This is a genomic window from Bradyrhizobium forestalis (assembly GCF_002795245.1).
GTDB classification, from domain to species: Bacteria; Pseudomonadota; Alphaproteobacteria; order Rhizobiales; family Xanthobacteraceae; genus Bradyrhizobium; species Bradyrhizobium forestalis.
The window spans coordinates 389,174-401,421 of the sequence record NZ_PGVG01000001.1; the positions used below are offsets into that span (position 1 = coordinate 389,174).

The window sequence follows — 12,248 nt, forward strand, 5'->3', positions numbered from 1 at the left end:
TCCACCCCGTGCGCGCTTCGTTAGCACACGCGGGACTTCGGGTGCCAGCCGGCGCCCGGCCTTCCCTGCGCCCTTGCTTCAGATAAGGGCGGAAGAAGACAGCAAAGCTCGGGCAAGATACGCCGCGAGAACGCGATGGTATGTCTGCTGTCCCAAAAATTGAATAGAGATGTCCGTGCCCCGGACGCAGCGCAACGTCCTCTTCGACGGTGCGCTGCTGAGCCGGGGCCCATATCGCAGGGCGCGTCGGCCGGAATATGGGTCCCGGCTCTGCGCCGCAACGTGAAGGACGTTGCAGCGCGTCCGGGACACCATACTGGGCGTACTGTCGCTGATGATGAGTTCGCTGCGACCGATCTCTCGCTATGCGTTCTCTTCCAATGCCCGCCGCAGCCTTCGGATGATGACGCCGCGGGCGCGGTCGTCGGCGGCGGCTGCGACACGATCGTTGATGTCGAGCATGAGCTCGGACATCTCGTTGTGCCAGTCGAGACGGGTCACGGCCTCCGGCGCGAGGCGCCGGCGGCGATCCGCGTCGAGCACGCGCGGTTCGGGTGCGGCGAGCTCATAGATATCGTCCAGCATCGGCTGGTAGATCTTGGCCGCGGGAATGATGCGTTCGGCCACGCGCTCGGCCAGCCCGGCGATCGCCCCTTCCTCGCCGTGGACCAGGAACAGACCGCGGGCGATGGGACGGCGCGCCGCGATCCAGCTGGCCATGCCGGCGCCGTCGGCATGGCCCGAATATTCGTCGATCATGCGGATGCGCGCCGCGACCTTGATCTCGTCGCCCTGGATCCGCACGGCCTTGGCCCCATCCTGGAGGAAACGGCCGAGCGTGCCGTTGGCCTGGAAGCCGGCGAGAAGCACGGTCGCGCGCTCGTTCCACAGCCAGCGCTTCAGGTGATGGCGGATGCGGCCGGCGTCGCACATGCCGCTCGCGGCGATGATGATGTGGAATCCGGACAGACGCATGATTGCCTTGCTCTCGTCCGCGGTTTCGGTGAATTTGAGATGTGGCGAGTTGAGCAGGCGCGTAGCATCGACGGATGGGTCGAGGCTCTCGGCATGCCGGCGGAAAACTTCGGTCGCGCGGATCGCGAGCGGCGAATCCAGGAAGATCGGGGCCGTCGGAATCTCGCCGTGCTCCATGAGGTCGACGAGGTCGACGATCAGCTCCTGGGTGCGTTCGACCGCGAAGGCGGGCAGCAGCAGTGCGCCGCCGGCCGCCGCGGCTTCGCGCACCTCGGCCGCGAGGTGCTTGCGGCGGAGCGGAGGTGTCGTGGCCTCGCGCAGGCGGTCACCATAGGTCGATTCCGAGATGACGTAATCGAAATCGGTCGGCGCTTCGGGATCGGGTTGGAGCAGCTTGGCCTCCGGTCCGACGTCGCCGGAGATGAGCACGCGCAGCGGGCGCATCGAACCTTGCTCGGCGATTTCGAGCTCGATCGAGGCGGAGCCGAGCAAATGGCCGGCGTTCCAGTAGCGCGTGCGGACGCCCGGGATCACGTCGGTCCAGCATTCATAATCGACGGCGCGAAACGACTGCAGCGATGCGATCGCATCGGCCTGCGTGTAGATCGGCGCTACCTGCTTGCGCCCGCGCGAGGCGTTACGCCGGTTGAGCTGGGTGACTTCGGATTCCTGGATGCTGCCGGCGTCGGGCAGCATGTAGGAGCAGAGGTCGATCGTGCCGCGCGTCGCCAGGATCGGTCCTTCGAATCCCGCGCGAACGAGTTTCGGCAACAGACCGCTGTGATCGATGTGAGCATGCGTGAGCAGCACGGCATCGATATCGGCAGGGCGAAACGGAAAGGCGCCGTAGTTGAGCTCCTTCAGCGTCTTCTGGCCCTGAAACAGGCCACAATCGACCAGAAGGCGGCCCGTCGCGGTCTGGAACAGATAGCTCGAACCCGTCACGGTGCGGGCGGCACCGCAAAATCGTACGGTGATGCTCATGTCGTCGTCTCCGGAAGCTGTGTCGTCGGCAGTTCGCGCCGCAAGGCGGGCGCGAGAATCTCGTCGAGCAAAATCGCATTGGTCGGATGCGGCACGCTGTCGGTCGAACGAATCGACCGGATGCCGGCCTCGGTGAAGGCAGCGATCATCGCGGGTGGAAACAGCGCGTGCGTCACGACCGCATCGACGGCGGTCGCGCCCATCGCCGTCAGGGCCTTCGCCGCGGCGATCAGCGTCGTCCCGGAGGAGACGATGTCGTCTACCAGGAGCGCCGGCCGTCCGGCGAGCAGGCCCGGGTCGGCAAAGCTGATCGCCACGGAACGATCACCGTGCCGCGTCTTCCGCGCCGTCGTGTGCTGCAATCGCAATCGGCCAGCGACATCGTCCACCCAGGGCTCGGACTCCATGTCGGGCCCGATCACGACGGTCGCTGGATCGATGCCGCCCGTCGCCAGCGCGTTCGCGATCGCCGGCATGGCGGACAGGTTTTCTGCTTCGATAGCCGGAAAGACGGACCTGATGTCCGGGGTGCGATGCAAGTGCGCATCCACGGTGACGACGCGGTCCACGGTCGCAGCAAGCAGATTGCCGATGGCGCGCTGGCTGATGGCCTCGCCCGCATGAAACGCAGCATCCTGCCGCATGTAGCAGAGATAGGGCGCGACCAGGACCAGCCGCTTCGCGCCGTTGCGTCGCAGGGCCTCCGCAGCGAAGAGCAGGGTGATCAGCTTGTCGTTGGGTTGATCGAGCGAGGCATAGAGAATCGTGGTGTCGGTCGCCGGCGCGACTGCGACGCGCAGTTCGGCGTCCGGAAAGCGATGCACGGCGATCTCGCCGCAGGCAAGCCCAAGCCGCGTTGCGAGGCGCTTCGCCGCATCGGCGCCGCACGGCAATGTCTGGAGCGCGACGGTGCTCACGGCGCCGTCTTGGCTTGCGGCGCCTCGTGACCGTTGACGAGGTAGCCGGTCTCTTCGGCAGCAGCGGCGGCAACCAGATCATGCTCGGGGCGGTCGAACGTGTAGACACGATAGAGTGGCTCGCCCTGCTCGACGCGGTCGCCGATCTTCTTGAACAGGCGGATGCCGGCGCCCTTGTCGAGCGGCGCGCCAGCGGTGCGGGCGAGGCGGTTGAGGCGCAGGCAGTCGATCGCGGACACGATGCCGTCATGCGCCGCCTTGACGTCGAAGCTGAGCGGTCCGAGCCCGTTGCTGCATGTCGAGGGACCCTGTGCATCGATGATCTTCTGCATCTGCTTCAGCGCCGCGCCGCTGTCGAGCAGTTCGCGCGCCCGGGCATAGCCGGCGCCGCCGCGCAGCTTGGGATCGTATTCCAGGAGATGGGCGGCGAGCCGGAGCGACTTCTCGCGCAGATCACGCGGCGCCGCCGGCTCGTTGCCGAGCACCGCCATGACGTCGTTGGCTTCGAGCATCGGCCCGATGCCGTTGCCGATCGGCTGGCTTCCGTCGGTCGTGATCACCTCAACCGAGCGGCCGAAGCGGTCGCCGACGAATTCGAACAGCTTTCGCAGCCGCATCGCCTCGACGCCGCCGGTGACCTTCGCGGTCGGTCCGACCGGAATGTCGATCAAGAGATGGGTCGAGCCTGCCGCGATCTTCTTGGACATGATGGAGGCGACCATCTGCTCGCGGGTGTCGAGGCTCAGGGGGCGCCCGACCGAGATCAGGACGTCATCGGCCGGCGACAGATTCACGTGCCCGCCCCAGATCAGGCAGCCGTTGCAGGAGGAGACGATCGCCTTCATCTCCTCGACGCCGATATTCACCCGCGCCAGCACCTCCATCGTGTCGGCGGTGCCGGCGGGCGAGGTGATGGCGCGCGAGGAGGTTTTCGGGATCGGCAGGCCATGGGCGGCGACGATCGGCACTACGACCATCGAGGTGCGGTTGCCGGGGATGCCCCCGATGCAATGCTTGTCGACGACGACCGGGGCCGGCCAGACCAATTGCGTGCCGGCCTGCGCCATGGCCCCCGTGAGGGCGAGAAGCTCGTCGCTGGTGATGAAGCTCGCCGACCCGATCAGGAAGGCGGCGATCTCCATGTCGGAGTAGCGATAATGTGCAAGGTCGCTGATGATCGCGCCGATCTCGGCCTGGCTCAAGATTCGCCCGCGGATCTTCGCACGCACCGCTTCCAGGCTCTCCGGAGGCGGGGCGGGCCTGACCGTGACCAGCGTGCCGACGGCTTCCGCGAAGCGCCGGAACGCAGGTTCGGAAAGTCCGATCTCGTCAGGAGACGCCAGCGTATCGTCGTCCGTGATCAGCAAGGTCGCCAGCAGAACCTTGCCGCCCTGACGAAGCTCGACGCGGCTGAAGCCGCGGAAGATCTCCGCGCGCAGCGCCTTGGAGTGCCTGGAGACGACGACGACGTTCTCACGGCCGGTATCGAGACGAACGCGGCGGATCTTCAGTTGGGAGTGCGGAAGGTCTGGATGCATGGACAGGCCGGCAGCAAGGAGTTGGACCTCCATGCTTAGACGTCGCAGTCCCGATGCTGTTGACCCAGATCATGGTCCGGACATCTGGGAGACACGGGCGAGGCGTGCGGCGCGCCGCCGCGCAAGCCAAGGCCGGTCGTTACTTCATCGCCGAGCTGATCGAATTGAACTTGTTGTTGAGCAGCGCGCCGCCCGTGCTGTTCACGATGGTCACGATTGCGAGAGCGATCCCGGCGGCGATCAGGCCATACTCGATTGCGGTTGCGCCATTCTCATCGGCAAGGAAGGACTCAAGCAGACGCATTGCCAACTCCTGTTCATCCGATCCGATGGATGGTCGCGTCGTTATCGGACTTGCAAATCGATCGAATAAGTGTTCGTGCGCGCCAAAAGAATTAAGCCCGGGCGATCGCGCCTTCGCTCATACGACGGCATTCATTAAATTAAGGTTCCGCCGGTCCGTCCAAATGGAGTCAAATCGGCAGCCCCAGGGGGCGGGCAGCCCGGCCGCAGTGCCCGCCAAGGCGTGATCGTGCGGCGCTTAACCGATTGTTGAGCCTGTTCGTCAATGGGTCGGGGGGAGGACCCTCATTCGCGCTCATCCGCGCCCTCCGTCCGCATTCAGCGCCCGCAACATGGCGATGCGGGCGAACATCACCCAGCCGCCGCCCGTCTCGGCCGCATTGATCAAAGTCTCGATGGCGGTCTGCCAATGCGCCTCGTGTTGGGCGTCGTCGGGCAGCTGCATGATGTAGTCCGCAGCATCTTGAAGCGTGAGCAGCTTGCGCTTGTTGCTCACGCGAACGGGATCGTCGAACGCCGTCGACCAGGGCATGTCAGGCCGGCCGACCGGCGGGGAGAGGCATCACGGCGCGATCGCGGGGTGTGATGCTGCTAGCCGGCTTTCTTCGCCCGTACCGGCTTGTCGGCCTTCTTCGTGGCCTCCTTGGGGGCGGTCTTTGCCGCGGCGTCCTTGCCGCCCTTGCCCGATATCGGCAGCAGCATCTCGCGCTGGCCCTCGACGCGCTTCTTCGGCTTCTTGCCCTTGGCGGTCTCCCTGGCGACCTTCGCCGCAGGTGCCGCTTCCTTCTCGCTCGCGAGGCTCTTCTTCAGCGCGTCCATCAGGTTGATGACGTTGCCGCCCGTCTTCGGTGCGGCCTTCGCAGTGATCGGCATGCCGCTGCGCTTCTTGTTGATGAGATCGATCAGAGCGGTCTCGTAATGATCCTCGAACAGCTCGGGCTCGAACGCACCGGACTTCTTCTCGACGATATGCTTGGCGAGGTCGAGCATGTCCTTGGTGAGCTTCACGTCCTGGATGTCGTCGAAATATTCCGTTTCGCTGCGGACCTCGTAGGGGTAGCGCAGCAGCGTGCCCATCAGCCCGCTCTCGAGCGGCTCCAGCGCGATGATGTGCTCGCGGTTGGTCAGCACCACGCGGCCGATCGCGACCTTGTCCATGCTGCGGATGGTCTCGCGGATCACGGCGTAGGCGTCGTGGCCGACCTTGCCGTCCGGCACGAGATAATAGGGGCGGATCAGATAGCGGTTGTCGATGTCGGTCTTGGGCACGAACTCGTCGATCTCGATCGTGTGGGTGGAGTCGAGCGCGATGTCGTCCAGCTCGTCCTTGGTGACCTCGATATAGGTGTCAGTGTCGACCTTGTAGCCCTTGACGATGTCCTCGGAGGTCACCTCGTCGCCGGTCTCGGCATCGACCTTGAGGTACTTGATGCGGTGGCCGGTCTTGCGGTTGATCTGGTTGAACGAGACCTTCTCGGTATCCGAAGTGGCCGGATAGAGCGCGACCGGGCAGGTCACGAGCGACAGACGCAGAAAACCCTTCCAATTGGCGCGGGGGGCCATGGGCTACTCCAAACGCAACGGGGACAGACGATCAGGATACCATTGGGGAACAACGAATCATAGCAAGGCGGGCTGCTGAATCTTGCAACTGCGTTAACCGGACGCGGGGCCCTTGGTTGCTGCCTGATCAGAGCGCAAAAGCCGGAACATCGTATCCCATCACGCGTTGGCTCAGGACATCGGCTGCGAGGAGGTCGCGGCTATCAAGGGCGACGTCCAGAGATTGAGGGCATCATGGCAACCACGCGAGAGCAGCATCAGATCGTGGAAACTCCGACCGAGGCGCGCCAAGGCGAACCCGGGCCTTCGGTGGCGGCGCTTCTCGCCATCTCGACCGGGCTTGCGATCCTGATCCTTGCCGTCGTCTGGTTCGTGTTCTTCCGAACCTGACGGCCCGAACCGGCCGGCCCGCCGCGTAACGGGCCGCTTTGCGCCCGCCATGCCGTCGGCTCGTCCGGCTGCGCGGCGGGCGCACTCGCATCAGTGCATGAGAAATCGTATGAGAAATCGTATATGACCAAAAAGTAACGCGGCCGGTTCCCGGCGTTCATATTCAGTTCACGCCGGAATTGCTCATCTGGAGCGGTGTTCATGCGGTCTATTTCTGGAGAGAAGCGTGCGCCTGCTCGTTGTTGAGGACGACCCCGATCTCAATCGCCAGCTCACCAAGGCGCTGACCGACGCCGGCTATGTCGTCGATCGGGCCTTCGACGGGGAGGAGGGGCATTATCTCGGCGACAACGAGCCCTATGACGCCGTGGTGCTCGACATCGGCCTGCCGAAGAAGGACGGCATCTCCGTGCTGGAGGCCTGGCGCCGCAACGGCCGCACCATGCCGGTCCTGATCCTTACCGCGCGCGACCGCTGGAGCGACAAGGTGCAGGGCTTCGATGCCGGCGCCGACGACTATGTCGCAAAGCCGTTCCACCTGGAGGAGGTGCTGGCGCGCATCCGCGCGCTGCTGCGCCGCGCGACCGGCCATGCCCAGAGCGAGCTCAGCTGCGGTCCCGTCACGCTCGACACCCGGACCGGGCGGGTCAGCGTGTCAGGCAATCCCGTCAAGATGACCTCGCACGAATATCGGCTTCTGGCCTATCTGATGCACCATTCCGGGCGGGTGGTCTCGCGCACCGAGCTGGTCGAGCATCTCTACGACCAGGATTTCGACCGCGACTCCAACACCATCGAGGTCTTTGTCGGCCGCATCCGCAAGAAGCTCGATGTCGACATCATCCAGACCGTCCGCGGCCTCGGCTATCTCCTGACGCCGCCGCCTGCGCCGGGCGCTTGAAGCCTCGACTTCGAGCGGTCCGGGCTTGACGACCGCCCTGACACGGGCCTTGGTCGGTCCATGACGTCCGACGACCTGACTTCCAGCCCCTGCCGGGACCGTTCCGATGGCCGCTAGCTCGCTTGCGAACCGACTGTTCTTGTCGGCGACCGCCTGGCTCGTGGTGATCCTGGCCATCACCGGCGTGGTGCTGTCGTCGGTCTACAAGAACGCCACCGAGCGCGCGTTCGATCGCCGGCTCAATCTCTATCTGCGCACCCTGATCGCCGAGGTCGCGACCCCCGACGAGCCGCCGGACCGCCAGTTCCAGTCGCTTGGCGAGCCCCTGTTCGAGCTGCCGCTGTCCGGCTGGTACTGGCAGATCACCCGGACCGACACCGAGAAGCCGGAGGTGCGCTCCTCGCGCTCGCTCTGGGACAAGAAGCTGCCGAAGCTGGAGGAGCAGGGCGCCGAGCTCACCGCCGCCGGCATCCGCCTCGCTTATGTCGACGGCCCGGAAGGGCAGAATCTGCGCATGGTGGAACGGCCGGTCGATCTCGGCGCCGACGGCAAATTTCTGGTCAGCGTCGCCGGGGACGACACCGAGATCTTCGACGAGACGCGGAGCTTCGACTACTATCTCGGCGGCACCTTCACCGCGCTCGGCATCGTGCTGCTGCTGACGACTGTGTTCCAGGTCCGCTTCGGCCTTGCCCCGCTCAAGCGCATCTCTGAATCGATCGCCGACATCCGCTCCGGGCGGGCGGAACGGCTCGAGGGCGAATTCCCGGTCGAGATCGCGCCGCTGGCGCGCGAGACCAACGCGCTGATCGACGCCAATCGCGAGATCGTCGAGCGCGCGCGCACCCATGTCGGCAATCTCGCCCACGCGATCAAGACGCCGCTCTCGGTCATCGTCAACGAGGCCGGCGCGCACCCGGCCGATCCGTTCGCGGAAAAGGTGATGGAGCAGGCGGACGTGATGCGTGACCAGGTTGCCCATCATCTGGAGCGTGCGCGCATTGCGGCGCGGGTCTCGGTGGTCGCGACCGTGACGGAGGTGGCGCCTGCCATCGAGGCGCTGCGGCGGACCATGGAGAAGATCCATCGCGACCGCGGCATCATGGTCGAGGCCAAGGCCGATCCATCCGCAAAGTTCCGGGGCGAGCGGCAGGATCTGGAGGAGATGGTCGGCAATCTCGTCGACAATGCCTGCAAATGGGCGGCCTCGCGCGTCTTCATCGAGGTTCTGGTCGAGACACCGCACCAAGCCGGCGCCGGCCCGCGCTTGCGGATCATCGTCGACGACGATGGCCGCGGCCTGTCGGAGGCCGAGCGTGCCCAGGTCTCCCGGCGCGGCCAGCGGCTGGACGAGTCCAAACCCGGATCGGGCCTCGGCCTGTCCATCGTGACCGATCTCGCCGCGCTCTATGGCGGCAGCCTTTCGCTCGGCGCTGCGCCGACCGGCGGCCTGCGAGCCGAATTGGTCCTTCCGGGACTTTAGCCCTTGTTTCGATGTGGTTTTTCGTCCTCATCGATTCCCCTCTGGAGGAAGCCGGGGGCATTCGGACCCACTTCCTAAACGGCTTCTTAAGTGGCGACCTCCTATGATCGCGCCGGACCCGTCCCATTGTCCGCCATTTTACCGTGCATTACCCGGGCGCATGAGCCAGACATCGATCGAGCGGCTGAGGGAATATCTCGCGCAGCTCCCGCCGCAGTCGCAGGCGCTGCTGATGCGGGAGTTCGAGCGTGCGCTCGAGCGCGGGCAGGACACGGCCGTGGCAACCCTCGTGCTCGCGCAATTGCGCAAGATCGTTCGCAAGACCGAGGCCGACGAGGCTCCGCCGCCGCGTGCGGACGATCTGTCGCGGCTGCTGTTCCAGGTGTTGGAACCGTTCCTGGTCGAGACGGGCACTCCGATCCGGGTCGGCCAGATTCGCCGCTCCTCGCTGCAGCCGATCTGGCAGTGGCTCGGCCGTGACGGCGCACCGGACAAGGTGAACGAATTCGAGGCGGCGCTGTCGCGCATGCCGGCGGACAGTGCAGGTCAGGTCGAGGCCTTGGCGCAGAAGCTCCAGGCGGTGGCCGCGGATGCGATTTTCGAGCTGACGGGCCCTGGCGGCGGAGACAAGACGCGCGCGCTGGCCCGGGTCGGCCCGCCCAATGTCATCGAGGACCTCTATTCAATCGGAGCGGTGCTTCAGGTCCGGGAAGCCATCGCCAGCCTGAGCGAGAAGCTGCCGCGCTTCCTGCGCGCCTTCGGCGATTCACAGATCGCCTCGGTCTCGTCGGCGCTCAACATTCCAGTGCTCCAGACGCCGCAGATGCTGCCCTTCGCGCTCTCGATGGTCGTGCAGCGGATGACCGCCCCCTGGCAGATCATCCGCCTCGCCATCAAGATTGCCGCGTCGGATGACGAGATCCGCGTCGCGGCGACGCCTTACGGCGTCGCCGTCACGATCGCCCTGCACGATCTGTCCTGCGTTGCCGCGATCCTTCGCACGGACATCAAGCGCGGCCATTTCGACAATGTCGCCGGCAATCTCAAGACGCTGCACGACGGCGTGCGCGGCCTGCGCACCGAGCTCGACCTGCGCAACGATTCCGCCTGGGGCAAGCAGTTGACCTCGATCCGGGCTGACATCTCCAATGCGCTGCAATCCGAGATCGACAGCGTTCCCGGCCGCGTTCGCCGTATCCTGCGCCAGCGCCCCGAGAAAGACATTCCGCCGGGCGCGCGGATCGACAGCACCGAGGTCGAGGAAACCGTGGCGCTGATCGACTTCGTCGCGACTTGCCGCAACTATGCGAGCGAGCTTGCGATCAACGAGGTGACGCTGCGCACCTATTCCGACCTCCAGCAATATGTGGAACGGTCGACCGAGCAGCTGGTGCAGTCGCTGCGCGCCGCCGATCACAAGGTCCGCGCCTATCGGCAGCAGCAGGTGCAGGCCGCGATCCGCTTCTGCCAGGTGCTGTTCGGCGACGATTACGCCTCGCTGATGAGCAGGGCCGCGGAAAACGCACTCACAGGCGAGCGCAAATCGTCGCGCGCCGGTTAAGCAAGCGCATACTTTCGTAATCACAATTTACGGTTGACGGTGCCGGTCGCGCGCCGTACGGTCCCCGTGCAAGTCCGGGGAATTTCTATTTGTGGGCGCATGAAACCCGTTATCAGCTCCATCGAAATTGAGAACCGCGTTATCGTGGCCAAGTATCAAAGGCTGATGGTTGGGGCCAAGGTGGTGCTGGTCGAGAAGGCAAGCGATCGGCAGCTGCCTGAGACAATCACGAGGGTTGCATCTCGGGTTCCAGTCGGAGCGTTGCGCATCAGGTTGCCGGATGCAATCAAGCCGGGAACATACTTCCTGAAGGCCTTCAACGGGCACGGCGAGGACGCCGCGCAAAGTGTCGACTTCGAGATCGGCTAAGTCGTTGGATTTTCACCTTTTCGGCACCAGATGCGGTTGCGCCGACTTGACAATTGTCAATTGCCGCATCGTCCGGCCGTGGTGTAAAGGCACCTATAGGCGCGGTTCGTGCGCCGCCGGAAGCTTGCCAGATGACGCTATGGTTCGTGTTCGCGCTGATGACGGTCGCGGCGATTTTCGCCGTGCTCTGGCCGCTTGGCCGCACCAGCCGCGCGCAGGATCAGGGCAGCGAGGTCGCGGTCTACAAGGACCAATTGGCCGAGATCGAGCGTGACCTCACCGCAGGGTTGATCTTGGCACCGGAGGCCGAGGCCGCGCGCGTCGAGATCAGCCGCAGGCTGCTCGCGGCGGCGGCCAGCGAGCCCGCAACGGCGCCGAAGTCGAACGTCAAATGGCGCCGTGCGGCGGCCGTGCTGGCGCTCGCCGGCCTGCCGCTGGTTGCGGTCGGCGTCTACATGCCGCTCGGCTCACCGAGGCTTCAGGACTTTCCCCTGGCGCAGCGGGAGCGTGGCTCCGGGTCCGGCATGGCGCAGTCGCTCGAGAACCTCGTCGTGCAGGTCGAGCAGCATCTGGAAAAGAATCCAACCGACGGGCGCGGCTGGAACGTGCTCGCGCCGGTCCTGCAGCGGCTCGGCCGCTTCGACGACGCGGTGCGCGCCTATCGCAACTCGCTCACCTACAATGGCGAGAGCGCCGAGCGCCGGTCCGATCTCGGCGAAGCGATCTCGGCTGCCGCCGGCGGCGTGGTGACCGCCGAGGCCAAGGCCGAATTCGAGCGAGCACACGCCTTGAACGCCGACGATCCCAAGGCGAACTACTTCCTGGGCCTCGCCGCCGAGCAGGACGGCCGCAAGGACGATGCGGCCAATATCTGGCGCGCGCTGCTTGCGAAAGCGCCCGCGGATGCGCCGTGGCGTGCCCTGGTGCAGTCCTCGCTCGCGCGAGTCGGTGGCGGCACGATGCCGGCGTTGTCGGATGAGACGATTGCTGCCTCCAAGGACATGGCCGAAGGCGATCGCAACGCGATGGTGCGCGGCATGGTCGATCGCCTGGCCACGCGGCTGAAGCAGAACGGCGACGATGTCGAGGGGTGGCTGCGTCTGGTGCGCGCCTATCTCGTGATGGGGGAGCGTGACAAGGCTATGGGAGCTTCGGCTGATGCGCGGCAGGCTGTTGCCAGCGACGCCGAACGGCTGCGCCAGCTCAACGAAGGCCTGAGGACTCTCGGGCTCGGCGGATGACGATTTCGGGACGAGAGATGCGG

The 12,248-nt window shown here is 65.5% G+C and carries 12 protein-coding genes; 6 read left to right on the top strand and 6 right to left on the bottom strand.

Translation table 11 applies throughout. From position 1 onward, the window contains the following. Nucleotides 1-363 precede the first annotated feature (363 nt). The 6 genes from CVM73_RS01765 to ku all read right to left on the bottom strand — a co-directional run bounded on the left by CVM73_RS01765 (nt 364) and on the right by ku (nt 6,280). Complete coding sequence (locus CVM73_RS01765) at nt 364-1,959, bottom strand: MBL fold metallo-hydrolase (protein ID WP_100230284.1); 1,596 nt, start codon at nt 1,957-1,959, stop codon at nt 364-366. After that, the gene (locus tag CVM73_RS01770) at nt 1,956-2,876 is read right to left on the bottom strand and encodes a ribose-phosphate pyrophosphokinase (RefSeq protein ID WP_100230285.1); all 921 of its coding nucleotides are present in this window, start codon (nt 2,874-2,876) and stop codon (nt 1,956-1,958) included. Before CVM73_RS01770 ends, CVM73_RS01765 begins: the two co-directional genes overlap by 4 nt. Continuing rightward, complete coding sequence (locus tag CVM73_RS01775; RefSeq protein WP_100230405.1) at nt 2,873-4,414, bottom strand: thymidine phosphorylase family protein; 1,542 nt, start codon at nt 4,412-4,414, stop codon at nt 2,873-2,875. The genes CVM73_RS01770 and CVM73_RS01775 overlap by 4 nt, the downstream gene beginning before the upstream one ends. 139 nt (nt 4,415-4,553) lie before the next feature. After that, the gene (locus CVM73_RS01780; RefSeq protein WP_100230286.1) at nt 4,554-4,718 is read right to left on the bottom strand and encodes a Flp family type IVb pilin; all 165 of its coding nucleotides are present in this window, start codon (nt 4,716-4,718) and stop codon (nt 4,554-4,556) included. A 294-nt stretch (nt 4,719-5,012) separates the two neighbouring features. Beyond that, the gene (locus CVM73_RS01785) at nt 5,013-5,249 is read right to left on the bottom strand and encodes a hypothetical protein (protein WP_100230287.1); all 237 of its coding nucleotides are present in this window, start codon (nt 5,247-5,249) and stop codon (nt 5,013-5,015) included. Nucleotides 5,250-5,308: 59 nt separating this feature from the next. Then, entirely contained in the window at nt 5,309-6,280 is a 972-nt protein-coding gene (gene ku / locus CVM73_RS01790; protein ID WP_100230288.1) for a non-homologous end joining protein Ku, read from the bottom strand. Nucleotides 6,281-6,514: 234 nt separating this feature from the next. Here ku and CVM73_RS39930 point away from each other — a divergent pair, with 234 nt between their 5' ends. The 6 genes from CVM73_RS39930 to ccmI all read left to right on the top strand — a co-directional run bounded on the left by CVM73_RS39930 (nt 6,515) and on the right by ccmI (nt 12,225). Then, a complete protein-coding gene (locus CVM73_RS39930) occupies nt 6,515-6,670 on the top strand; it encodes a hypothetical protein (RefSeq protein WP_167406553.1) in 156 nt (51 codons plus the stop codon). A gap of 226 nt (nt 6,671-6,896) precedes the next feature. Continuing rightward, the gene (locus CVM73_RS01795; RefSeq protein WP_100230289.1) at nt 6,897-7,571 is read left to right on the top strand and encodes a response regulator transcription factor; all 675 of its coding nucleotides are present in this window, start codon (nt 6,897-6,899) and stop codon (nt 7,569-7,571) included. A 106-nt stretch (nt 7,572-7,677) separates the two neighbouring features. Continuing rightward, nucleotides 7,678-9,054 (top strand): sensor histidine kinase, encoded by a 1,377-nt coding sequence (locus tag CVM73_RS01800; RefSeq protein ID WP_100230290.1) that lies wholly within the window; start codon nt 7,678-7,680, stop codon nt 9,052-9,054. Between the two features lie 160 nt (nt 9,055-9,214). Continuing rightward, nucleotides 9,215-10,615, top strand: coding sequence for a hypothetical protein (locus CVM73_RS01805; protein WP_100230291.1), 1,401 nt, complete (start codon nt 9,215-9,217; stop codon nt 10,613-10,615). A 99-nt stretch (nt 10,616-10,714) separates the two neighbouring features. Further along, the gene (locus CVM73_RS01810; RefSeq protein ID WP_100230292.1) at nt 10,715-10,984 is read left to right on the top strand and encodes a hypothetical protein; all 270 of its coding nucleotides are present in this window, start codon (nt 10,715-10,717) and stop codon (nt 10,982-10,984) included. Nucleotides 10,985-11,115: 131 nt separating this feature from the next. Beyond that, entirely contained in the window at nt 11,116-12,225 is a 1,110-nt protein-coding gene (gene ccmI / locus CVM73_RS01815; RefSeq protein WP_100230293.1) for a c-type cytochrome biogenesis protein CcmI, read from the top strand. The last annotated feature ends 23 nt before the right edge of the window (nt 12,226-12,248 follow it).